The sequence below is a fragment of the Desulfohalobium retbaense DSM 5692 genome (assembly GCF_000024325.1).
GTDB lineage: Bacteria > Desulfobacterota > Desulfovibrionia > Desulfovibrionales > Desulfohalobiaceae > Desulfohalobium > Desulfohalobium retbaense.
Genome location: NC_013223.1, coordinates 2,678,690 through 2,701,627, shown reverse-complemented (window position 1 = coordinate 2,701,627; position 22,938 = coordinate 2,678,690). Strand labels below are relative to the sequence as shown.

Sequence of the window (22,938 nt, the reverse complement as noted above, 5' to 3'; positions counted from 1 at the left end):
CATCAGATCCGAGCGTCAGCACTGGCCCTTGCTCCCCTCCCCTTGCGAAGGGGAGGGGCAGGGGTGGGGTCCCTAGTCGTGGGCAGAGCCGTTGGACTGCTACGATCGAACCCAGCACCCCCTCCCCGACCCTCCCCCTTGGCAAGGGGGAGGGAGCCTGGACCCCAAGTTGTCGCAATTTTCGAGTGCCGATTGCCGAGGACACCCGCAGCCGTCCGCCTTTTCGTCGAGTGAGCGGCAGCGAACGGGCGGCCAGGCGTTCTTACGTAAGGCAGTGGACGGGGATGCAAGAAGAACAGCGGCGATGCCCCGTCCAAATCGGTATCGGTATCGGGATCGAAATCGCTGTTTGTGCGGAATTTTGCACGGATTGTTCCATAAGTCCGGCAACAGCAGCGTTTTCAGCAAATACGTAGGTCGGCTCCGGCGGAGCCGAAGCCGACAGAGGCTTTCTCCGCTGAGCCCGCAGATGGGCGCAGATCAAATGAAAATTCCATTGGGTATTGGCTGCTTGGTATCTGTTGGCGGGTGACGCATCTTGATGCTCAACAGACAAACCAGCCCATAAAAAACCGGGGCTGACCACAGTGGTCCGCCCCGGTTTTTTGGCAATGGCATAGAGAGAAACTACGAGCCGACAACGTTGATGGCCGGTGCGTCGTGCTGGGTTGTGCGGTAATAGGTCACTGCCGGATACCCGAAGGCCATAGCGTAGCCGATGGTGTGGTCTTCTGGGATGCCGAGGCGCTCCCGCAGATCTGGGGCGATGCGGGCAATGGCCCATTTGGCCAGGCCGTCCCAGACCGTGCCGAGCCCCATTGTCGCAGCGAGAAGTTCGAACTGGGACAAGGCGATGAGGCAGTCCGCGTCCGGAGAGGGGCCGTTGTGCGGACTGGAGACGATCAGCAGATGCGGCGCACCGCGGTAGAAGATGTCCACGCCCATCTTGTCCCCGGCAGCGACATACTTGCCCACGATTTCAAGCCCTTTGGGCAGCCCCGGATCTTCGATGACCTCTTTCACCCGGCGTAAGGTGGCCGCACGGACCTCGTTCATGACCTCGGGGTCGTCGACCACGGTGTACAAGGTCTGGCGTACATTCATGCCGGTTGGGGCGTGCCCGGTAATCTGCAGGAGGTGCCGGATGGTTTCTTTGGGAACCGGGTCGGGCTTGTAGCGCCGGACGCTGCGGCGGCCCATGAGCAAAGTCTCCATCTTTTCGGGAGCAGGCAGGCTGTCTTTGTGCAGCGGCCGGCTGTCGTCTGGATCTTTGTCCAGGATGGACAGGGCTGCCGTGGGGCAGACGGCCAGGCAGTGCTGACAGCGGATGCACCGTTTTTCGTGAATTTCGGGCAGCCCGTTGTCGAGGCTGATGCACATGGCCGGGCAGTCGGCGGCGCATTCGCCACATTGGATGCAGCGGTCTTCGTCGATACGGAAATTGAGCATAGTGGACTCCTTGCGAAGGGATCGATTCGGTTGAAGTCCGTTGTCTAGCACGATGGTATAAAAAAGAAAGTAGGCACTTCAAAGTGCCCTGGTTCCCTTGCTGTGGCTATTTTTGGGGGCTCACGGGAGCAATGTGTATCGGCCTGGAGACGGGCCGTCATGGCGAGCTTGCCGATGTGCCCGTCCAGCCGGGGATGGAGGCCGAACGGACACACCGCAAGAGTGGCAAGGGAGAAAGGAGGCGGAGCGCAAGATGCGCATAAAACGATATGAAGTATGTTTTAGGTGTGTATAGAATAATATTTTATGTGTCAATGCTTTGGTGTGTTTTGTTTTTAATGGCGTGTTTTGTTTGTTGAAGCAGGGTCTTGCGTGGGTCTGTGTCCAGTACCGAAGGTGTAACCACAGAGAGGGAATGGCGGCCGGGCATTCTTGCGCAAGGCGGTTGCCGGCGCGAAGCACGATGACGTTGCCCATCCAAATCGGTATCAGGATCGATGTCTTATCCACGATCTCCACGTTGCCCGAAGCCTGCGACAACGTAGCCAGGGCAGCTGGATTGTTCCATAAGTCCGGCAATAGCGGCGTTTTTAGCAACTACGTAGGTCGGCTCCGGCGGAGCCGAAGCCGACAGAAGCTGTTACTCCCTTAAGGCATGAAGAGCCAGGCCGGCGCCTGGCGGTCCCAGGAGGAAGATCGTTTGCCGCCCGCTCCCGTTTGCCGCCCGCTCCCGTTTGCCGCCCGCTCCCGTTTGCCGCCCGCTCCCGTTTGCCGCCCGCTCCCGTTTGCCGCCCGCTCCCGTTGGTCGCTCGACAGGCGGGACGAGAGTCATTTACCGCGGCGGACTGTTGCCGCGGTAAAGGGGCGCCTCGTTCACACCCGGTTCACGATCAGAGATGCTGGTTTCGTGGGAGCAGGTCAGAGCTTTGTCCGTCGACTATGTTGGACTGCATTGATGGTGGGCACCAGATCCAACCGGCAGCACTGGCCTTTGCTCCCCTCCCCTTGGGAAAGAAGAATTGCCCACGGAATGCACGGAAGGACACGGAATAAAGAGGCCAGGGGGGTATTGATCTTGATCAGCGCTGATAGAGGCACCATGCGTGAACTACGGTATTGGCCTTTGCTCCCCTCCCCTTTGGCAAGGGGGAGGGAGCCTGGAAACCGAGTTGTCGCTGCTTTTAAGTGCCACTTGCCGAGGACATCCACAGCCGTCCGCCTTTCCGTCGAGTGAGCGGCAGCGAACGGGCGGCAAAGAATTCTTACGTAAGGCAGTGGACGGCAAGAAGAGCAGCGACGACGCCTATCCAAATCGGTATCGGGATCGGTATCGAAATCGATCTGCTGCCCTCGACCGCCACGATGTCCGAAGCCTGCGGCAACGCAGACAGCGTTGCTGGATTGCCCGGTGAGTTTGGTCCGTGCTGCACTGCGGGTCCCGGGCCGGGCACTGACGATCCGACTGACGCCTGTGGCGTCTTCCGTCGTCCGTCCCCTGTCTTTTTTCTTCGGACTGTTGCCGCGGTAAAGGAACGCCCATAGTGCGGATTCCACGGGAAAATGGCCACCAAATCCACAGCATGATGGCCAGTGAAACCATGGGAAAGTGACCACCGATTCCACACGATGGTGGCCAGCCAGTACACGGGAAGGCTACCTTGAAACAACCCCAGGGGGGTGGTCAAATTTACGTTATCATGCCTGGTCAATTTTGGGTTGCCACTACGATCTTACAGTGGGGCTGTCTCCAAGTGACCGAAATGACATCGTTTCGCCGCCCAAAACGGCCTGGCCGGGGAAGCTCGGCGCAATATCTTTTTGTGCAGATTGCAGGCACAACCAGCACTCTGCACAACAAATGAACCCAGCGATCCGTGGCTTGTGGTCGTTGCAAGTCAAACGGGACTAGAGAAAAATCCGGTAATCCAGGTCCAGTACTTCAGCCAAACGCTTGGCCCGGTCCTTTCCGATTTCCAGCTTCCCATTCTCCATACTCGAAAGATGGCTCTGAGCGATCCCTGTCTTTTCGGAAAGCTCGATCTGAGTCAGGCCCGACCGGTTCCGGGCCGCGCGCAAAATGACGCTGTATTCGGGCTCGTCCTTCAACTCGGGGAAGAGTTCACGCCAAGGGGCACAATCGCTCGTGTCCACATAGCCATGCTTTTTGAGGTCCCGGAGCACTTCAGCCTTCTTTTCCGCGGGACCGGTGATCCGGATGTCCACGGTGTCAGTATGGGGCGTTTTCGTGCGTGTCTGCATACGTCACCTCGATAGTGTGCGGATTCGACCCGATGCCGCTAGGCGCTGATGGTTTCCAGATGCAGGGTGGGATCTTCGCGGGCCAGGTCGCGAAGCGCCGGGGTGAATCCGGATTGGCTGAAGAGCACATACTGGAGGGTAGCCTTTGGGGGCGTCGGCAGGAGCTGGGCTTTGCGCGTCAGTTGCAGATAGATCTCCGTTCCCACTGGGCGTGAGATGTATTTGCATTCCCCGACGACCACCTCGGCGGGATCCTCGCTCAAGCCGACAATATCGATTTCCGCGTTTTTGTCCCACCAGCGCCCGGCGTGGAGCAGAGACATGTCTGGGGCTTTGTTCAGGCCGTGGCGCAAAAGCCATTGTCGGCAGATATCCTCGTAAACAAAGCTCACATGGCTGGGCCGGAATTGTTCCCGTAGAAAGCGTAGTGCAGGGGCGGGGTTTTCAATTTCCAGGGAATTGCGAAACGGATGCACGAAACAAAACCAGAAGGCGAGGAAATGGTCTGTGATCCGGTAGAGCCCTTTTTTGCTTTTCTGGGGCTGGGTTTCGGTTACCGGGACGTCTCTGGCGATCAGGTCCAGATCCTGGAGCGTTTTGAGATAGCGGGTCAGATTGGACTGGCCGAGCCCCAGAGCGGAGGCGATCTTGCCCAATTTGCGATGGCCGGCGGCGATGGTTTTGAGCAAGGAAAAATAGGTCCCTGGCTCCCCGAATTCTTTGTCCAGGAGAAAGAGCGGTTCTTCGTACAGAAAACTTTGCTTGGAAAGGATAGTGTTTTCTATGGCCTGGAAGATGTCTGGTGTCGGCGGGAACAGCTCAACATATTTGGGGGCCCCGCCGGTGACGGCATAATGTTCTATGCGGTTGATCGTGGTCGAAGGAGGGAAAAAGGCGGTGTATTCCGAATAGGCAATCGGGCCGAGGCGGATTTGCCCGGTACGTCGACCGTATAACGGGCTGGAGTAGGCCAAGGTCTGCTCGACCATCATCCCCACGAGCGAGCCGCACAGGATGACCATGACATTGGCCTGCGCCAGCATCTGGTCCCAGATTTTTTGCAATACAGACGGGAAGGCGCTTTGGGTTTTGCCCAAGTATTGGAACTCGTCGAGGGCGATGACCATGCGGGTGTTGGGCTGGTGCTCGACCAGGACGGCGAAAATCTCCTCCCAGTCCAAAAGGATATCCTTTTGCAAAAACCAGTTTTCGGTGGCGGCCGCGACGGCCTGCTGGAAATTGCGCCGGTTTTCGCGTTCCGATTCCTCGGTAGCCACGAAGTACAGGGCCGGTTTGTCCTGAATAAAATGTTGGATAAGCGTGGTTTTTCCGATCCGGCGCCGGCCGTATAAAACGACAAGGGAGGCCCGGTCCTGGGCGAATTCCCCTTCAAGGAAACGCAATTCTTGTTGTCTATCTACAAAAGCGGTCATGCCGGAAACCGTAGCCCCGTATTCTACCACCGTCAACTTATAATACGCTGGCGTATAATAATTCAGTGTATCGTCTTGGGGTAAGCGCTTTGCCAGCAGCGTTTTTTAAAAAATGCCTGGCCTTTTGGGGGGAGGAAGTCGTGATTGGGTCTTACAGGGTGGATGTCTCCAACTATCTGGAATTGCCATGTTTTGTCGCCAAAAAGGCACTGACCGGGGAAACTCGGCCTTGGCGGTCGTGATTTTGTAAGATTTAACGTCAGAGGACACGGAGAGCACAGAGGGAGTGGTGGAGAAAGATTGATGTGTTTGCGAGGTGGCCTGCTTGGGCCGGGGTGTCTGGCCGTGGCCAGGATGGTGCCTGTTGTGGACATTGGCGGTGGGCAGTTTGGGGTGATCACGCCTGGGCAGGGGGGCAACACTGCCTTTAGACCGTACGGGGCCAGACGTTGCAGGGCCGCCATTTTGGGGGCAAAATGGGCGTTTTAAGCTTCATAATGTGGTGTTGGGAGAGCGTTTTTTCTTTGAGCGCAGGGAGTTGCGTAGGTCCGACCCCGGTGCAGGAGTTTGGCCCGTGCTGCACTGCGGGTCCCGGGCCGGGCACTGACGATCCGACTGACGCCTGTGGCGTCTTCCGTCGTCCGGCGCCTGTCTTCTTTCTTCGGACTGTTGCCGCGGTAAAGGGGCGCCCATAGTGCGGATTCCACGGGAAAATGGCCACCAAATTCACAGCATGATGGCCAGTGAAACCATGGGAAAGTGACCACCGATTGCACACGATGGTGGCCACTTCACCTCCAGAACAAGGCTCTTGTCTGACTGCGCTAATGAATCCATTGCATGGTCACGCTAATCCTGCCAGTAAGCAAAAGAGTCTATTTCCAGGGCTTTCATCTTTCTGTACAGGGTGCTCGGATTGATTCCGAGTGTCCTGGCGGAATTTTTCCTGTGCCCTTTGTTGATTTGCAACGCTCTGGTGATGAGAGCCCTCTCCATTTCCTTCAACGTCAAGCCCTGTTTATCGCCCAGCAAGTTTCTGGATTGGGTGTCCCGCAGTTCGCTGGGGAGATGGCGCATTTCTATCAATGCCCCCTGGCAAAAGACAAAAGCGCGTTCCACAATGTTTTCCAACTCCCGGACATTTCCCGGATAGTCGTATTCGGTCAGTCTGTTCATGACTGAATCGGTGACTCCGGCGATATCCTTGTCCTGAAGCTGGTTGAATTTGTTGATGAAGTGGTCGATCAATAACGGAATGTCGTCTCGCCTCTCGCGCAGGGGCGGAATTCTCAGCTTGATCACCCGAATGCGGTAATAAAGGTCCCTTCTGAATAGCCCCTGTTCAACCAGGTTTTTCAGATTCTGGTTGGTGGCCACGATCACCCGGACATCAATATTTCTACTCTTTTCACTGCCAAGCGGCTCTACTGACCGCTCCTGGAGCACCCGCAAAAGCCTCACCTGCAATGCCTGGGAGATGTCCCCGATTTCATCCAGGAAGATGGACCCACAGTGGGCCAATTCAAATCTGCCTGACCTGGAACGTTTGGCATCGGTAAAGGCCCCGGGTTCATATCCGAAAAACTCAGACTCAAGCAACGTATCCGGAAGAGCGGCACAATTGACCGGGACGAATTGCCCCCGACACCTGCGGGAGCGGTTGTGGAGAGTCCGGGCGAAAAGCTCCTTTCCCGTGCCGCTTTCTCCCTCTATGAGCACTGTGCTGTCACTTTTGGCGACCAAAGGCAACGTCTCGAATATATGTTGCATGGCCGGGCTACGGCCGACAATATCATCGAATGTATAGTGAGATTTGAGCTCTCTGCATAACTTTTCGACCTCGGACAGATCTTGAAAGGTTTCCACCCCGCCGATGGTCCTCCCCTCTGCATCGTGCAATACAGCCGTGGAAATGCGCACCGGGACGCACTCCTCTTTGGCGTTGAGTATATATGTCCTGCGGTTAACTACCGGTTCTCCAGTGGTCAGGGTTTGCCTGATTGGACAGTCCTCCCCGCACAGCCGGCTTTGAAAGAGGTCAAAGCATTTCCGGCCCCGGGCCCATTCCCGGGTTCTGCCGGTGATTTTTTCCGCAGCCGCATTCAGTCCTTGAAGGGTCCAGTTCAAATCAACCGTGAACACGCCCTCGTTAATCGAGTCCAGAACAATATTGTGGTGCACAGCTGGTATTCGTCCCGCCATAATCACCCCTCACGAGGTTTGAATGAGAATTCCTGTAAGCCTACATCTTTGTTGTTGCAATGTGCAAGGGTGAAAGCGGCAAAGGGATGCAAAATGCAAAGCCATCAATCTTTCTTTGATGAAAAAACCAGAAAAATCAAGCATATAAACAAGAATGCTTTCCGGCATGACTGTTGCTTCGTCCGGAGAAACGTTTTGTGTTTTCTCAAGACAAACCTCAAAGGAGAGGAACATGTCTCAGGACCAAAGCAGTGTTTCGCGCAGGAATTTTCTCACAGGTACGGGAGCGGCCCTGGCCGGGACCGCGGCCGGTCTTGTCGGCCACAGTCTGTTTTTTCGCCCCTCCTCGGCTGGCGCAGTCAAACAGGGATTTGAATGGCCTTGGCCCTATACCGAATTGGATCCGGAGAAAGTGCGCAAGAAAGGGCACGCCGGTTACTATGACGGAGACTGTGCCGAGGGAGCGCTGTATGCTCTTGTTTCGGAACTGCAAGAGAATGTGGGCGCCCCTTACACCTACCTGCCGGTCCAGATTATGGGGTTTGGCGGGGGTGGCGTGGCTGGCTGGTGCACCTTGTGCGGCGCTCTGAACGGAGCTTGTGCAGCCATCTCCCTGACCTCGAAGGATTTTTACAAACTCTCCAGTGAGTTGGTGGCCTGGTATTGTGAAACTCCTTTCCCAAGCCATACAAGTAATGAATTGGCCAAAAACGGAGAGTTTCTGGTCAACAAATCGAACAAGGTCTTCAAACAGACAGTGTCCAACTCTCCTTTGTGCCATGTCAGTGTGTGTAAATGGTGCAAGGAAAACGAATGCGGCTCCGGGTGCCCGGATCGGAGTGAACGCTGCGCCAGGATGGTCGGGGATGTCGTGGCTAAGACGGCTGAGATATTAAATGCGTATCATTTCGGTGAGTTCAGGGCTCAATGCTCGGAGTCCGATCTTGCCCACTCCTGTCAGGCCTGTCACAGCAAGGAAAGTCCATACGAAATGGGTGGCTGGAGTCGGGGCAAAATGGACTGCACAAGTTGCCATATAAAAGGCCATGCTTCTCTGGTCGATCCGCATCACCCAGGCAAGTGACTCTGAGCCGGGGGCCAGCTGCTCTCCTCCTTGATCGAAAGTCGGGGCGTATTTGAGCCCCGGCTTTTTTTATTGAAATCGCCACAGACCGGTGGGCGGAAGGCAGAAGATGGCAGGCCGGATGCCAGAAGACAGTGGGCGGTGGGTGAAAAAGATGGTGCAACCACGGGATGTCACGGAATGAAGAGCCAGGCCGGCGCCTGGCGGTCCGAAGAGGAAGATCATTTACCGTCCGCTCCCGGTGGTCGCTCGACAGGCGGGACGAGAGTCATTCACCGCGGCGGACTGTTGCCGCGGTAAAGGAGCGCCTCGTTCACACCCGGTTCACGACCAGAGGGCTGGTTTCGTGGGAGCAGGTCAGAGCTTTGTCCGTTGACTATGTTGGACTGCATTGATGGTGGGCACCAGATCCAAGTGTCAGCACTGGCCTTTGCTCCCCTCCCCTTGGGAAAAGAAGAATTGCCCACGGAATGCACGGAAGGACACGGAATAAAGAGGCCAGGGGGTATTGATCTTGATCAGCGCTGATAGAGGCACCATGCGTGAACTACGGTATTGGCCTTTGCTCCCCTCCCCTTGCGAAGGGGAGGGGCAGGGGTGGGGTCCCTAGTCGTGGGCAGAGCCGTCGGGCTGCAACGATAGAACCCAGCACCCCCTCCCCGACCCTCCCCCTTGGCAAGGGGGAGGGAGCCGGGAAAACCCGTTGTCGCTATTTTCGAGTGCCGATTGCCGGGGACACCCGCAGCCGTCCGCCTTTTTGTCGAGTGAGCGGTAGCGAACGAACGGCTAGGATTCTTACGAAAGACAGTGGGCAGAAGACGGCAAGAAGAGCAGCGAGGCTGCCCATCCAAATCGCTATCGGTATCGATCTTCTAATCGACCAAGGGCAAGGTTGCCCTCCACGTGCCCTGCGTGGTTTGGGGAATCTCGCTATTTGATTGCTTGCAATTGGAAGTCGACGTGCTCCAGGTCTTCCTGGAATTCTTCGCCGCATTCGAGGGCGGTATCGTTGTCTTCGTGGTATTTCCAAAACACTGTCACCGGGGCACCGCGTTCAGCGGCTTCCTCAAGCATATCGAAGAAGTTCATAAAGACTTTGGAACTGCTGCTGTTGAAATAGATGAGTTCGATATCGGCCTGAATGGGTCCGCTGCCCACCTGGTCCAGATAGGACTGCAGCCATTCCAGCATGGGAGAATAGAACTTCGCGGCATTTTCTGGATAGGACTCCCCTTGGATCCGCAAATATCCCTGCTCCGGATCGAGTTCGATCCAGGGTGTTGATTTGGTTTTTTCCCGCACGAAAGCTTCCATATGGTTCTCCCTGGAGGTCTCACCGCGTGAAGCGGTGTTCAGTGCATTCTGTGGGCACGCCGTGCCGATGGCCGGGACGAGTCAGGACACCCAAGGCACAATGTTTGCCCCGGTTTCGGTTCCTCGAGGCCGGCATTGCGGCAAATCTTGAAACGGCCCGCAAGGAAGGGTGTTTTTGACAGCTGGCTAAATGAGGGCGCTGACGACAAAAAAGAGGCGCTTTTCCGGGGTCTGGTGGATCTCGAAGGTGATCGGTTCCGAGGCCTTGCGGGCCATTTCGATGAACCCCAGTCCGGCACCCTTGCTGGTCGCTGCTTTCTCTTTGCGCCGCTGTTCTTTGTAGTACTTTTTGAGCTCGTCTTTATCCATGCCCTGGATTTTCGTTAATTGTTCCCTCAGCGGCGCTTCCTGACGTGTTTCTATGTAGTTCCCGCATTGGATATAGAAATTGTCGTTGGTCTTGCCGATAATCAGGACGCCAAAGCTGATATCCTGATCGGCCTCAGCGCCACTGAAGCGTTCAGCAGAGTAATTGATCACATTTTGCATGAGCTCCACAAAGATGGAGAATACTTTCTGCGTCACGCCCGTACTCGTTTCTTCCAGGCTCATTTTTTGACGCAACGTTTCCCCTATGCCTTCAAGAAGGCTCTGTGAAACAGGGCCGCTGAAGCTGAAGATAATGCCGTCTTTTTTGAGCTGTTCATAAAAGCCGTGGATCTCATGCATCATGGTCAAGAACCCTTCCTTGCATTTGGTTTCGTCCAGCCTCTTTGGCCGCATACAGTTGGGCATCCGCGGTTTGGATCAGATCCTGCGGCGTGCGCTCCGCGCCGGGGATTGTCACCGCCACCCCCACACTGGCAGTGACCACCTGCGCAATTGGTGAGAAGGCGTGCGGAATCTCGAGGTTTCTGATGTTGTCGAGCACCTTTTGGCCCACTGCAAAGGCCCCCTCCTGGTCCGTGTCGGGTAACAAAATCACGAACTCTTCTCCGCCATAGCGGGCGACAAGGTCGTTACACCGTTTGGCGGATTGCTGGAGCGCCTTGGCCACATCAATAAGACAGGTATCTCCCAGATTGTGCCCGTAATTGTCATTGTACTGTTTGAAATAATCGAGGTCCAAAAAGACCAGCGCCAGGGCCTGGTTGTTGCGAAGGCCCCGCTGCCACTCCGCCTCCACGGTTTCATTAAACCGCCTGCGGTTGGCGATGCCGGTCAGACCGTCGATGTAGGACATTTCCGAGAGAACGTCCTTATGCGCGTTGAGTTCTTCGTTTAATGTGTTGAGATTTTTCTGCATCCGGTCGCCCATGCGCACCAGGCGCCGTGTATGCCGGAAGAGCCGTTTGTATTCGTTTAATAATTCTGTGTAGGGGGGCAGAAGCGGGTTGTCGGCGTGACGGCTGTCGCGCGCAATCGCCTCGGCCTCCTGAATGACCTGCGTTTCTTGATCGAAAAGAGAGTCGTCCGACATGTTGGCCTCCTCAGAGCGGACTCGGACATGCACGCGTATCTCTTCACAGGGGCGAGCGCTCCCGTAAGGATTTGCCGAGGGTGTCCTGCCGGCATTAAAGTTGTTCCGCTCACTTCACTCCCAGGTGGGGTGTCTCAGCAAGGCCCGTACGCAGTGACCCAATCCAGGCCATTGGCGCGAGTCAACTGAGCTGAAAGCCCACCACGGTGATGTCATCGCGCTGGCATTCCCCGCCCTGGAAGGCGGCGAGCATGTCCAGCACGGCTTGGCGCTGTTCGACAAAGGAAAGCCCTTCCATGCGCTGTAATTGCGCTGTCAAGCGGCGTTTGCCCAAGGGGAGCCCTGTTTCTTCACCCACTTGGTCGATAAGCCCGTCGGTTGTCAGATAGAACCGTGTCGCAGGGAGCGCTTTCATCGCGTGGGTCTGAAAGGGATACATCGGGTCCGAGGAGGGGTACCCCAAACTCTCTCGGTCGCCCTTGACCTCCCGAATGCCGTCACCGTCGTCATAAAAGAGGCTGATTCGGCTGCCGGTGAAATACAGGGTTTGCGTCGAACGCGAATAGACGCACAGGCCCATGTCCAACCCGTCTTCAGAGGAACGTTCTGTGGCGTGATTGGCCAGCATTTCCTGAACCACCCGGCTCACCCCCTGCAAGACCCTCTGCGAATCGGCGACTCCGCTTGGGCTGACGACACGGTCCAGGGCCGAGACAGCGGCCATGGTCATGATCCCCCCGGGGACACCGTGTCCGGTGCAGTCGGCCACGGCGAGGGCGAAACCGTCATCAAAGGTTTTGCTCCAGATGATGTCGCCGCTGATGACGTCCTTGGGCTGCCAGATGGTGAAGCAGTCGCTGACAAGGCCTCGGAGTTGCTCCTCGGTGGTCAAGCTGGCCTGCTGAATGGTCTGGGCGTATTGGATGCTCTCAAGAATGTTGTGCAGGGCTTGAGCCTTGGCTGCATGGGCGCTTTCCGCCTGCTCCTTGGCCCGTTCCAGCAAAACCGATTTTTCTTTGAGTTCGCTGGTGCGCTCCCGGACCCGGGCTTCCAATTCCCTGGTGTGGCTTTTGACCTGTTCGATCATGACCCCGAAGGCGCGGGTCAGGTCCCCGATTTCGTCACCGGTGGCCGGCGGCAGGGAAACATCGTAGTCCCCTTCGGCCAGCACGGTGGCCGAGTGGTGGAGTTTGTTCAAGGGACGGAGGACAAGCTTGTCCATGCCGTAGCCGAAGACAAGGAGCATGGCCCCGAAAAGCCCGGCCACACCGGCAATCCCGGCCGCCACCCACTGCGTGCTCAGCACTTGCGCGGCGTGCAGGTCCACGGCGCTGACCACGTGCCATTCAAGTTCCGGCAGCCAGGTCAGGGCCACAAGCTGCCGCGTGTTGTCCAATTCGGCCCACAAGGTCTGCACACTGCCGGGGTCGCTGCGGGCGTTGTCCATCGCCCGGTTGAGCGCGTCGCCGCCATTGGCGAGCAGTGCCTGGAGCTTGATGTTTGTTTTGCTGGCGTTGGCTGCGGAACCCAGGGAGATGAGGTCCGGATTGGGATGGGCCTGGACCACGCCGCGTTCATCGACAATCATCGGCGTCACACCCGGTTCGTCCGGGCTCAAAAAATCTTTCAAGAAACCAGTCAATTCCATGCCGGTGCCGGCCATGCCGATTTTGCGGTCCTGGTCCCAGACGATGGCATCGATCCAGACCTGGGTTTTCTGGAGATGGGTGTCCACGTTGACGTTGAGAATCGTGGAGTTCACCGTCTTCATGGTATTGAAATACCAGAGATCATCGCTGCTTTTGGGTTGCAGATGGTAACGGGGGGATTCGCTGTAGGATTTGTCCTCGCCATTATAGTAGTAGGCAAGGGTTTCATCATTGATGACGAAGTAGTTCTCGCCGCGAAAATCTTCGCGAAACCCTTTGGCTTCCTCAAAGAAAAGCGCATTCGCCCGGGTGGCGTTCGGGGTGTGGAGCCATTGGCGCAGCAGGACCGAATCCGCGAACCGCTTGGCCAGGGCGATCTCTTTGGTAACCGGGTTTTCGATGCGTTGGGCGTTAAGCAGGGTGAAATTGACCGCGTATGCTTGGCCGAAATGCTCCCGTCCCCGCTCGACCATTTCCCAGCCGATCCACAAGGACGGCCCCAAGGCGATGAGGCAGGCCACACCCAAGGCCAGCAGGGATTTGGTCCGCAACTTTTTGTCCAATCCAAGCATATTCTTTCCTTTCCTGGGGAGGCCATTTCATCAACAAGGCAGTGTTCGGCCTGTGGAATTAGGCGGTTTCATGCCTGATATTATTGGGTCTGACAAGTTTTGCGGGGGTGGGTCTCGTTTTTGGCAGCTTTTTGTCCGCGAAAGTGTACGAAGTGTTTGGGGAAATTGGGGAATTGAAGCCAGAGTGCGGCAAGGCGGCACGAAGAACAGCGACAATGCCCATCCAAATCGGGATCGGTATCGAAATCGAAATCGGGATCGAAATCGAATTGGGTCCGCGAAGTCACGCGAATATGCGCGAAGTGAGGCAGATGCCTTTTGTCCGTCCAGGGAGAAGACCCTGGCCGGTCAAGGGGCCCCGTTCATTGCCATTCACGATCAGAGGTTCTGGTTCCTGGCGGAACCGGCAAGAGCCTTGTCCGCTGATCACGCTGATCTGCACTGATTGAGGCCATCATGCGTGAACTACGGAACTGGCCTTTGCTCCCCTCCCCTTGGGAAAAGAAGAATTGCCCACGGAATGCACGGAAGGACACGGAATAAAGAGGCCAGGGGGGTATTGATCTTGATCAGCGCTGATAGAGGCACCATGCGTGAACTACGGTATTGGCCTTTGCTCCCCTCCCCTTGGCAAGGGGGAGGGAGCCTGGAAATCCAGTTGTCGCTGCTTTTAAGTGCCACTTGCCGAGGACACCCGCAGCCGTCCGCCTTTTCGTCGAGTGAGCGGCAGCGAACGGGCGGCTAGGAATTCTTATGAAAGACAGTGGGCGGTGGGCAGAAGCGGATGCGCTCAGGTGGTGTCTTGGCGGCTGCGGACGAGAAGCGTCAGGGACAGCGGCAAAAGTGTCAGCCCACTGGCGATAAAAAAGGTGTGGTGCACTGTTCCGTTTTTGAGAAACAAGGCGAAAAAGAGAGGGGAGACGGTCTGGCCCAGGTAGATCAGCAGGGTGAACAGCGAGAGCACCCCGCCGCGCAATTCTGCAGAGACCAGGCCGGCCGCGGCCGCGTTCAGGGTGGGCATGAGTGCGCCAAAGCCGAGGCCCCAGAGCACGAAGCACAGGAGCATGGTTCCGTAGGTCGGGCTCAGCCCCAAGGCCAGCAGCGCGATCCCGGCGCAGAGAAAGCCGGTCAGGACCAGCGTCTCTTCACTGAAGCGGCGGCGGAGGCGTCCAGCCTGGGTGGCGACCAGGGAGTTGACACCGGCGCCCACAGACAGGGCCAGACCGGCGTGCAGTGTGGAGTGGCCGAGTTCGTTGACCACAAAAAGCGGCATGTAGACCACCAGGCAGTAGAGTAGAAAAAAGCCCATGAAATTGGAAAAGAAGAGCCAGAACGCCCGGAGGGTGAGAACCGCAGCCAGAGCCTGCGTGAGATAATTTGCCGAGGGGCGCGCCTGCACCGGTTCCTCGAGTTTCCAGGCCGCCAGGAGCCCGACTGCGATGGCCAGGGAATGGATATAAAAGGGAAGAAACCAGGCGATGGTCGCCAGTGCCCCTGAGAGAAAGGGAACGGCCGCATTGGTGAGTCCCTGGGCAGTGACGCGGTAGCCCATGGCCTGTTGGCGCTCGATGCCAGAATAGCGGTCGCCAATGGCCACGATGACCGAGTTCATCATCCCGCCGACACCGATGCCTTGCAGGGCCCGGTAGACAAGGACGAGCCAGAAGCTTTCGGTCAGGGTGATCAGCAGCCCTGCGATACCAAAGAGCAGAGTGGTGGGGACGATGATCCGTTTGCGGCCCACGCGGTCGGCCAGGACCCCAAAGATCGGCGTGGTGATGAGGGCTCCCAGGGTGTAGACGCTCAGGGCCAGGCCAACGGTTTGCTGGGTCGCGCCCAGCGGAGCGATCATTTCCGGGAGAATCGGGCCGACCAGGCTGCCGCCGGTTACGGCGAACATGACCACGAGCAGCAGGAGGCAGAGGTTGAGGTCGTGGAGCACGCGCATGGCAACGCCTTTTCAGGAGTGGAGCTTACAGGTGTCAGGTGGTGGCAAGGGGAGTCGCCTCCGGCCAGTGGTGTACATACATGGCTCGGTGGCCGTGGGCAAACGAGGACGGGAGGCGGAAGAGAGAAGACAGCGGCCGGTGGACTGAAGGCGGCACGAAGAACAGCGACAATGCCCATCCAAATCGGGATCGGTATCGAAATCGAAATCGGGATCGAAATCGAATTGGGTCCGCGAAGTCACGCGAAGGGGCACGAAGGAAGGCTGATGCCTTTTGTCCGTCCAGGAAGAAGAACCTGGCCGGCGCCTGGCGGTCCGAAGAGGAAGATCGTTTACCGCCCGCTCCCGTTGGTCGCTCGACAGGCGGGACGAGAGTCATTCACCGCGGCGGACTGTTGCCGCGGTGAAGATCGCCCATAGGGCCACGTTATATTCTTGGCTGCGGCTGCTCTCGTCATTTGTGGAAGTGATAGCCTTCAATCCAGGAGACCAGGCAAAAGCACTGCCCTTTAGCGGCTCTTGTGCCCCGCAACGGTCTGCGGGGCGCAAGCCCCGTCCGCCTTTTCGTCGAGTGAGCGGCAGCGAACGGGCGGCTAAATATTCTTACGAAAGACAGTAGGCAGAAGACGGCAAGAAGAGCAGCGAGGCTGCCCATCCAGATCGCTATCGGGATCGGTATCGAAATCGATCTTCTGCCCTCGACCGCCACGATGTCCGAAGCCTGCGGCAACTAAGACAGCGTTGCTGGATTGCCCGGTGAGCCTCGCCTGTGCTGCCCTGCACGTGCCGGGCCGGGCAATGACGGTCCGAATGGCGGATTTGGGGGCCGTGTCTTGAGTCCCCCTGTCCTCTGGGGTCCGCTTGCTACCCATCGCCCTTCCTCAACTGTTCTCCGTCCGCTGGTATCTGCTCTCGGTCCACTGTCCAGCCTCTACCTTTCCCCTTCTCCTGCACCTGTTTTTCGACGCATGGGATGTGCGCTGTTCGTTGCTTCCCGGGCGGGCATCGGCTATGCAACGCCTATTCAACGGGAGGAAATACATGGAGATACTGGTCTCGATCGGAGCGTACGTGGCAGCCATCCCGATCTGGTGTCTGGTCTGGGGCTCAGCCCACGGCTTTTCACTCATGCGCCGTAACCGCATGCTCTCGATTCCTTTTGCCCTCAGTCTGGCCTATTTGGTGGGCAATGTGATATTGTTGGCCGTTTATCACGGGCAGGTCAGCGGCGCGCAGTATGAGGAGGCGCGCATCGGAATCATTGTCAGCCGTTCGGGCATCGCTATCCAGGCCACAGCCAGCGTGGTTTTCATGGCCACCATCGTCTACGGCCTGAGTATCAAACGGGTGCCCCTGCACTTTGTGCGTTTCGTGGTCTACGCCTTTATTGCTATTTTGGCGATCATGGCGCCGATTCTCTGGATTCCGGCCCGGCAAAGCGAGCTGTTTTTCATCCTGCGTCATGTCCAGACCATTGCCCTGAATTTTGGGCTTTTTCTCTGCGTGGCCGGGATTATGGTCCTGTTGCAGGACCTGCTGAACCACGGCGACGCCAATGTCAGCCTGCTGGGCGGGGTGGGACGGGACGACATGGAGCGGTGACCACCTGATCGCGGGAATCTTCGCTGGCGCAGGGAGGCAGCAAACTGGTTCAACTTTTGTCAACGCAGTAAGATTGCCGAAAATCGAGAAATCCGTGTCCAAAAGATGGCTTTTCTAGGGAGAGGCAGAGCATGGAGCAAGGTGGAAACAGCTACGAAAGGTCCCCCATTCCAGAACATCCGGCCAAGCGAGTCCCTTGGGGGCTTCGAGAGGTGGGCCTGGGTATCGGGTGTCTGGGGGTCTGGATGGCGGTGGCCTTTGGCGCCGCTTTGGTGGTCCGGGCGCTTGAATGGCGCAGCGTGTTCGCGCCGCTCTTGGCAGCGTTGGAAGTGCTGCTTTTAGCCCCGGTGTGGTGGCTGGCGGTACGCCGATACGGAGCCCGGTTGGGGGATCTGGGATTGACGCGTTTCCGGTTGCGGGATCTGGGACTCGGTGTGGTCCTTCTCGTCCCGGCCTTGTGGCTCAGCGGGCTGTACCAGACCTGGCTGGCGGGCCAGGGACTGGAGATGCAGCCCGGCCTGGAGCAGGCCCTGCAACAGGCGCCGTGGCCGGTTGTTCTTATCACCACGGCCGTGGTGCTGGCACCGCTGGTTGAAGAGGTCTTTTTTCGCGGCTTTCTCTATGCCGGCTTTCGAACCCGGCTGCCCTGGGGGGTGAGCGCGGTGCTCAGCGCCGGGCTCTTCGCCTTGCTCCATCTTCAACCTCTGGCCGCGCCGGTGTTGTTCCTCCTCGGGCTGCTGTTCGCCTATCTCTACCACCGCAGTGGCTCCATCTGGCCGGCTATCGTTTTGCATTTGCTGGTCAATACGGTCGGTGTGCTCGGCGTGTATCTGGTGTAAGCGGCATCAGGCGGAAGAGGGGCGGCAATGGCCGGAAGACAGTGGTCGATGGACAGAAGACGGCACGAAGAACAGCGGCGATTCCTATCCAAATCGCTATCGAAATCGGGATCGAAATCGAATTGGGTCCGCGAAGTCACGCGAATATGCGCGAAGTGAGGCAGATGCCTTTTGTCCGTCCAGGGAGAAGAACCTGGCCGGTCAAAGGGCCCTCGTTCATTGCATTCACGATCAGAGGTTCTGGTTCCTGGCGGAACCGGCAAGAGCCTTGTCCGCTGATCACGCTGATCTGCACTGATTGAGGCCATCATGCGTGAACTACGGTACTGGCCTTTGCTCCCCTCCCCTTGGGAAAAGAAGAATTGCCCACGGAAAACACGGAATACCACGGAATGAAGAGCCAGGCCGGCGCTTGGTGGTCCGAAGAGGAAGATCATTTACCGCCCGCTCCTCAGCTCGTTCGACACGAGAGCTCCATATTTTGCCGCGAGTGGTGTTGACAGCTCAATATATTGATTTAGTTCATAAAAATGAAAGGAAAGGCCCGCGACCCAAGATGCAGAAATCTGATCAGGAGGTGATGACTATGTGGCTCACTCCCCGCATCAGAAATGAACATACCCCTCTGCGTGAAGGGCGTCGTTGGGATCCGATGCATGAAATGGTTCCGGCTCTGGCCGAGATGTTCAACAGCCCCGAACGGTGGCTGGACAATGAAATCGCCTTTGTACCCAGTCTGGACATGGAAGAGACCAATGACGCCTACATCCTGACGGCCGAAATGCCGGGTATCGAGCCGGAAAACATCGATGTGACGGTCCGCAACGGCGTTCTTGAACTCAAGGGCGAAAAGAAAGAAGAAAAAGAAAGCGGCGAGAAGGGGAACTCCTGGAAGGAGCGTCGCTACGGCGCCTTCCACCGCCGCATTCCCTTGGAACAGGACATCAATGAAGACGAGGTCAAGGGCACCTTCAAAGATGGCGTGTTGCGCATCGAAGTGCCCAAGGCCCAATCCGACGTCGGTGGCAAGACCGTTCCCATCGAAACCGCGTATTCCTCGTAAGACTTCCTCCCTTCTTCGACCCAGCCACCCCCGCTCCGGAACCCGGAGCGGGGGTTTTTTTACGCCATATGGATACTGGTCCGGGCAGGTTCTCCGGGTTGTTGGATTGCTCAGCGTACTAGTGCGTCATATCATGTGCATTTTTAGGGATTTTTTTTGCCCTGGCCGATTGATTGTTGTCGCATCATGCAATTGCCGCAACGCTTGACTTTTTTTGATGCCAATAGAAAGAACACAGGCACAAGTACCAGAAAATCTTTGGTATTCATGGTATTAGCAGGATTCTTTTCAATATTTTTTTTCAAAGTATTTAAAGGCAATATCGAAAAGGTTCAGCAGGTGGGGTGGTTCTGATCAATGGCCGTTGCCAACGATTCGATGACCTGAAATGGGTGTCAGGGACAATTTTTTTCGCGCATTGCAACGTCACGGGAAAGCCGAGGGAAGCAGGAGGATTTATGGCGCTGGGGTGGAAAACACTGTTGGGCAACGTTCTGGTACTGGTTATATTTAGTATTGTGTTGGCGGGCTGCGCATCGAAAGCATCGTATGTGCACCGTCATCTGTCTCCGGACGATGTACTGCCCCAGGGAAATGTCTTGAGTGACGAATATGGATATCTCTATATGACCCACGACAAGGTTCTCGGAAATCCGACACTGTCGCATCTGGTCATGGATAATTGCCGTTACGCCGGAACCTTTTATTCAGACACCTTTTTGCTGGTCAAGTTTGTGCCTGGGAAGCATTTTATTCGCCTCTATCGCCCCGCCAAGTCGTTTTACGATAAGAGCATTCAAGGGAATTTTGCCAGCCTTGATTTGAATATCAGCGGCGGTGAGATCCTTGTCTACGACAACCATATCGGCTGGAGTACCGGTATGGAGCTTGAACAAAAGGGGATTGACGTGCTCGACGGGCTTCCGGTGTCGAAAGGGTGTGTGGACTGCGAGAAGGACCCTGATCCTGAGCAGAGTCTGGATCTGGATTGCTTTCAATAGCCGTGGTTGGAACGTCCCGATGGGCGGAAAGCGGGCTGCAAATACGACTTTCAGTCAGCAATTCCCCAATGCCAACGGATAAAGGTGGAGCGTATGCGTGCGGGTATATTTGGATTCTGGGGTCTGGTCCTGGTTGCGGGGATGCTGCTTTTTACAGCCGCAGGGTGCAAAACCAGCGGGCCGGCAGCGCTCGGATCTTCGGCGGCAGATGCTTCGCCCTCGGTCGCCAGTGGTCCGTCCCTCTCCCAAACGCTTGCTTCGGGGTGGGACCATCTTCTCGATGAATCCTTTACAGACAACGCCCGCTCCTGGCCGGAGCAGGATACTGATCGTGTCCAAAGCAGGGTCGCCGGAGGGGTGTACACCGTGCAATTGGATGACCGTCTTGCCCATCTGCAAGCGTTGACCGATGTTCGGCTCAACGGACTTGCCGATTTCAGGGTTGCGGCGACGTTCAATTACAAAAGCAGGGACAAGAGTTATGTCGGGCTCCTCTTCGGTGCCGCGGATGTGCGGCATATGTTCCGTTTCCGTCTGGAGGCCAGCGGGCGGGTGTCACTGAGCCGTGTGGCGGCGGGCGAGTATACAACACTGGTGAAAAAACAGGTCCCGGACCTCCTGAACGCCCCGGGAGGCGAGTACCATCTGGCGGTGGTCCAGGAAGGCGACACTTGGCGGTGTGAAGTTAATGGGCGCGAAGTATTCCGTCTCCCGGCCGAACCAGTTTATGGAGGCCGTGTCGGACTGTATGCCTACGGCAAGCAGCGGTTGCGGGTTCACCGTCTGCAGGTGGCACGGGATGGCACGGGCCTGCAGGCAGTGCGGACCTGGACCGGGCTGGGCGATCGCTTCGGATTCGAGCAATACGCGTTCAGTGAAGACGGCCGGCGTTTGGCCACGTGGTCTGCTGTCGGCCCCCGGGGGCTGCTCGCCTTGTGGGATGTGACCAGTGTGGCCCGCCCTCTGGTGGGCTGGCGATTCGTGGACCATCCGGTGCGGCGACGCAAAGGCGCGGAACCGGTCCATTTTTTCAACACCAATGGGCAAAAGCGCTTCGCGGTCTCGGATGACGGCACCCTCGGAGCGGTGACTTTCTGGTTTGAAGGCGACACCTCCCGCTTGGTGCTGCAGGTCTTTCGCTGGGATGATCCCGCCACGCCCGTATTCCATATCCAAAAACGAGCCCCCGGCCGGGTGGTTCTGCCCCATGGCGTGGCCCTGCGGCCGGACAACGACATGGTCGCCTTGAACACCGCGGTCCAGGGCACCCAGGGGCAGGTCTTTGCCAGCGGAGAGGTGGTTTTTTTCCCTCTGTATGACGGCGGCACGCCCTCCAAATTCACACCGCCGGCCGATGGGGCTGTTTTTATGCAGCATCCGCGCTGGAGCGCCGGGGAAGGGTTTTTCGCCGAGGTGCTCTACCGGCCCCAGGGGAAGGCGGGTGAGATGTACTGGGTCGTCTATCCCTTTGGCGGCGGGGGCGATACCGGTCCGCAGGCCTTGCGGGCCAAGGGCGAGACCACAATCGCTTATCGCCGCGCCCGGAGTCTGGATGTCACCGCGGATGAGCGTCTGCTGAGCGTATTGGAGCAAGAGGGGGGCGTGCGCTGGTATCGCACCCATGATCTCACCACGCCCTGGGTGCGTGTGGACCTGGACGACCAGGCCTATCTGGGCGTTTTCGGCGGCCGGGACGAATGGGGGATGCTCACCACCAGTCTGTATTTTCAGCGCTTTGCGATCCAGGACGACCGTGTCGTGCCCCTGGGGCGTGAATGGTGTCCGTTTCTGGCCCAGGATATGATTTATTCTCCGGACCGTGGAGGATGGCTCGTCGCCGGGGCGAAGCAGGTACGATTGTATCCCGATTACGCTCAGGCGGAGCATGATGCCGCCCTGGCTCTGCATGAAGCCGAGGAATTACTCCAGGTGGGATTTGCTGAACAAGCCGAGGCCAAGCTGCAACAGGCCTTGGACCTGGATTACACCTTCCAGGCCAAGGATACTGAAGAGCTGTATCTGACCCTGTTGCCGCGGATGGCGGCCAGCGCCCGGGCCCGGCTGCCGGGACGACTGGCCCTGGAGCAATACCAGCGCGGCAGACAGGCGCCGAAAATCCCGGTGCTGGGCCTGCAGGTCCGAAGCCAGGATGGTGGAGTCGTGGTCCAGAACATCCATGACGGCACTCCAGCTGTCGCTTCCGGCCTGCGGACCGGGGACCACATCCTGCGTTTCCAGGATCGGGCGGAGACGGATGTGGCGAGCTTGGTGGAAGCGGTACGGGCCTGCACTCCGGGCCAGCGGGTCAATCTTCAGGTCCGTCGCGGGGATACGCTACAGACGGTCTCCCTGGACACCCTGGCCCGCTGGAAGGAGGACGCGGCTCTGGAGGCCACGGTGTACGGGTTGTTCAATTATGGGCTGTTTGCCGCCGAAGCGGGGCAACCGGCCCTGGTCAGTGCTGCGGCCGACGCATTCGACTCCCTGCTCCGGACACACCCCGGGGCCGTCAAACCTGAAAAGCTCAACGGCTTTGCCGCGATACTGCGCGCGCTCGCTCTGGCCGGGCAGGGGCAGCGTGATGAGGCGCTGGCAGCCTTACTCGGGGTCTCTCTGGATGCGCAGCAGCACAAGTATATCCTCAAGCGCACGGCGGCTTTTGCTCCATTGTACGGGGAACGGGACAAGCTGGCGTATGTGCTGGATGTCGATGCCAACGAGATTCCGCAGACTATAGCGCAAGCTGCCAAGCCCCAGCCGTACCCGGATTTGCAGGGACGGCTGGTTCGACCGCCCTCCGCACCGGAATTGCAGGCACCGCTCCACACCCCGGCAACAAGCGGCAGTTCAGCGACTCCGGATACCCCAGTAACGCAACCGCAATCCGGTCCGTCCTCTTCAGGCGGGGCCGTGATTTTGGAATAGCGAGGTCGGGATGCGTGAGGCCTTGATTTGCATAATTGCGTGTTGGCTGGTGTTGCCGGCGCCCTTGGCTGCCTCCGTTGCTGAACCCGCAACTGTCACGGAACTGCTCGACGACCTC

The 22,938-nt window shown here is 57.7% G+C and carries 15 protein-coding genes; 6 read left to right on the top strand and 9 right to left on the bottom strand.

What is annotated here, in order from left to right; all coding sequences use genetic code 11:
* Positions 1–627: 627 nt before the first annotated feature.
* From DRET_RS11845 to DRET_RS11825, 4 genes are all read right to left on the bottom strand, one after another.
* Positions 628–1,449: a nitroreductase family protein gene (locus DRET_RS11845; RefSeq protein WP_015752782.1), complete on the bottom strand. Its 822-nt coding sequence runs from the start codon at positions 1,447–1,449 to the stop codon at positions 628–630.
* 1,905 nt (positions 1,450–3,354) lie between these two features.
* Positions 3,355–3,708 (bottom strand): helix-turn-helix domain-containing protein, encoded by a 354-nt coding sequence (locus tag DRET_RS11840; RefSeq protein ID WP_015752780.1) that lies wholly within the window; start codon positions 3,706–3,708, stop codon positions 3,355–3,357.
* A 38-nt stretch (positions 3,709–3,746) separates the two neighbouring features.
* Positions 3,747–5,141, bottom strand: a complete 1,395-nt coding sequence (locus tag DRET_RS11835; protein WP_015752779.1) for an ATP-binding protein — start codon at positions 5,139–5,141, stop codon at positions 3,747–3,749.
* 849 nt (positions 5,142–5,990) lie between these two features.
* The gene (locus DRET_RS11825; protein WP_015752778.1) at positions 5,991–7,343 is read right to left on the bottom strand and encodes a sigma-54 interaction domain-containing protein; all 1,353 of its coding nucleotides are present in this window, start codon (positions 7,341–7,343) and stop codon (positions 5,991–5,993) included.
* Between the two features lie 232 nt (positions 7,344–7,575).
* Between DRET_RS11825 and DRET_RS11820 the strand changes: the two genes are divergently transcribed.
* The gene (locus DRET_RS11820; RefSeq protein ID WP_015752777.1) at positions 7,576–8,427 is read left to right on the top strand and encodes a C-GCAxxG-C-C family protein; all 852 of its coding nucleotides are present in this window, start codon (positions 7,576–7,578) and stop codon (positions 8,425–8,427) included.
* A gap of 930 nt (positions 8,428–9,357) precedes the next feature.
* On the opposite strand, the gene DRET_RS11815 is transcribed toward DRET_RS11820, so the two are convergent.
* The 5 genes from DRET_RS11815 to DRET_RS11795 all read right to left on the bottom strand — a co-directional run bounded on the left by DRET_RS11815 (position 9,358) and on the right by DRET_RS11795 (position 15,390).
* A complete protein-coding gene (locus DRET_RS11815) occupies positions 9,358–9,741 on the bottom strand; it encodes a DUF1987 domain-containing protein (protein ID WP_015752776.1) in 384 nt (127 codons plus the stop codon).
* A 186-nt stretch (positions 9,742–9,927) separates the two neighbouring features.
* Complete coding sequence (locus DRET_RS11810) at positions 9,928–10,473, bottom strand: SiaB family protein kinase (RefSeq protein ID WP_015752775.1); 546 nt, start codon at positions 10,471–10,473, stop codon at positions 9,928–9,930.
* The gene (locus DRET_RS11805; protein WP_015752774.1) at positions 10,463–11,221 is read right to left on the bottom strand and encodes a diguanylate cyclase; all 759 of its coding nucleotides are present in this window, start codon (positions 11,219–11,221) and stop codon (positions 10,463–10,465) included. The genes DRET_RS11810 and DRET_RS11805 overlap by 11 nt, the downstream gene beginning before the upstream one ends.
* Before the next feature lie 181 nt (positions 11,222–11,402).
* On the bottom strand, positions 11,403–13,442 hold the full coding sequence (locus DRET_RS11800; RefSeq protein ID WP_015752773.1) for a SpoIIE family protein phosphatase: 2,040 nt from the start codon (positions 13,440–13,442) through the stop codon (positions 11,403–11,405).
* A 790-nt stretch (positions 13,443–14,232) separates the two neighbouring features.
* A complete protein-coding gene (locus DRET_RS11795; protein ID WP_015752772.1) occupies positions 14,233–15,390 on the bottom strand; it encodes an MFS transporter in 1,158 nt (385 codons plus the stop codon).
* Between the two features lie 1,041 nt (positions 15,391–16,431).
* Here DRET_RS11795 and DRET_RS13705 point away from each other — a divergent pair.
* The 5 genes from DRET_RS13705 to DRET_RS11765 all read left to right on the top strand — a co-directional run bounded on the left by DRET_RS13705 (position 16,432) and on the right by DRET_RS11765 (position 22,820).
* A complete protein-coding gene (locus DRET_RS13705) occupies positions 16,432–16,992 on the top strand; it encodes a hypothetical protein (protein ID WP_015752770.1) in 561 nt (186 codons plus the stop codon).
* Between the two features lie 131 nt (positions 16,993–17,123).
* On the top strand, positions 17,124–17,831 hold the full coding sequence (locus DRET_RS13160; protein WP_015752769.1) for a CPBP family intramembrane glutamic endopeptidase: 708 nt from the start codon (positions 17,124–17,126) through the stop codon (positions 17,829–17,831).
* A 586-nt stretch (positions 17,832–18,417) separates the two neighbouring features.
* Positions 18,418–18,894, top strand: a complete 477-nt coding sequence (locus DRET_RS11775) for an Hsp20/alpha crystallin family protein (protein WP_015752768.1) — start codon at positions 18,418–18,420, stop codon at positions 18,892–18,894.
* Positions 18,895–19,352: 458 nt separating this feature from the next.
* On the top strand, positions 19,353–19,895 hold the full coding sequence (locus DRET_RS11770) for a hypothetical protein (protein ID WP_015752767.1): 543 nt from the start codon (positions 19,353–19,355) through the stop codon (positions 19,893–19,895).
* Between the two features lie 93 nt (positions 19,896–19,988).
* Positions 19,989–22,820 carry a PDZ domain-containing protein gene (locus tag DRET_RS11765; RefSeq protein ID WP_015752766.1) on the top strand — a complete coding sequence of 944 codons (2,832 nt, stop codon included), beginning with the start codon at positions 19,989–19,991 and terminating at the stop codon, positions 22,818–22,820.
* The last annotated feature ends 118 nt before the right edge of the window (positions 22,821–22,938 follow it).

Excerpts from the sequence above, each read along its gene's own strand:
- DRET_RS11810 (WP_015752775.1), bottom strand. The coding sequence starts at position 10,473 with ATGATGCATGAGATCCACGGCTTTTATGAACAGCTCAAAAAAGACGGC.
- DRET_RS11845 (WP_015752782.1), bottom strand. The coding sequence starts at position 1,449 with ATGCTCAATTTCCGTATCGACGAAGACCGCTGCATCCAATGTGGCGAA.
- DRET_RS13705 (WP_015752770.1), top strand. The coding sequence starts at position 16,432 with ATGGAGATACTGGTCTCGATCGGAGCGTACGTGGCAGCCATCCCGATC.
- DRET_RS11770 (WP_015752767.1), top strand. The coding sequence starts at position 19,353 with ATGGCGCTGGGGTGGAAAACACTGTTGGGCAACGTTCTGGTACTGGTT.
- DRET_RS11820 (WP_015752777.1), top strand. The coding sequence starts at position 7,576 with ATGTCTCAGGACCAAAGCAGTGTTTCGCGCAGGAATTTTCTCACAGGT.
- DRET_RS11800 (WP_015752773.1), bottom strand. The coding sequence starts at position 13,442 with ATGCTTGGATTGGACAAAAAGTTGCGGACCAAATCCCTGCTGGCCTTG.
- DRET_RS11840 (WP_015752780.1), bottom strand. The coding sequence starts at position 3,708 with ATGCAGACACGCACGAAAACGCCCCATACTGACACCGTGGACATCCGG.
- DRET_RS11815 (WP_015752776.1), bottom strand. The coding sequence starts at position 9,741 with ATGGAAGCTTTCGTGCGGGAAAAAACCAAATCAACACCCTGGATCGAA.
- DRET_RS11775 (WP_015752768.1), top strand. The coding sequence starts at position 18,418 with ATGTGGCTCACTCCCCGCATCAGAAATGAACATACCCCTCTGCGTGAA.
- DRET_RS11805 (WP_015752774.1), bottom strand. The coding sequence starts at position 11,221 with ATGTCGGACGACTCTCTTTTCGATCAAGAAACGCAGGTCATTCAGGAG.
- DRET_RS11825 (WP_015752778.1), bottom strand. The coding sequence starts at position 7,343 with ATGGCGGGACGAATACCAGCTGTGCACCACAATATTGTTCTGGACTCG.
- DRET_RS11765 (WP_015752766.1), top strand. The coding sequence starts at position 19,989 with ATGCGTGCGGGTATATTTGGATTCTGGGGTCTGGTCCTGGTTGCGGGG.
- DRET_RS11795 (WP_015752772.1), bottom strand. The coding sequence starts at position 15,390 with ATGCGCGTGCTCCACGACCTCAACCTCTGCCTCCTGCTGCTCGTGGTC.
- DRET_RS11835 (WP_015752779.1), bottom strand. The coding sequence starts at position 5,141 with ATGACCGCTTTTGTAGATAGACAACAAGAATTGCGTTTCCTTGAAGGG.
- DRET_RS13160 (WP_015752769.1), top strand. The coding sequence starts at position 17,124 with ATGGAGCAAGGTGGAAACAGCTACGAAAGGTCCCCCATTCCAGAACAT.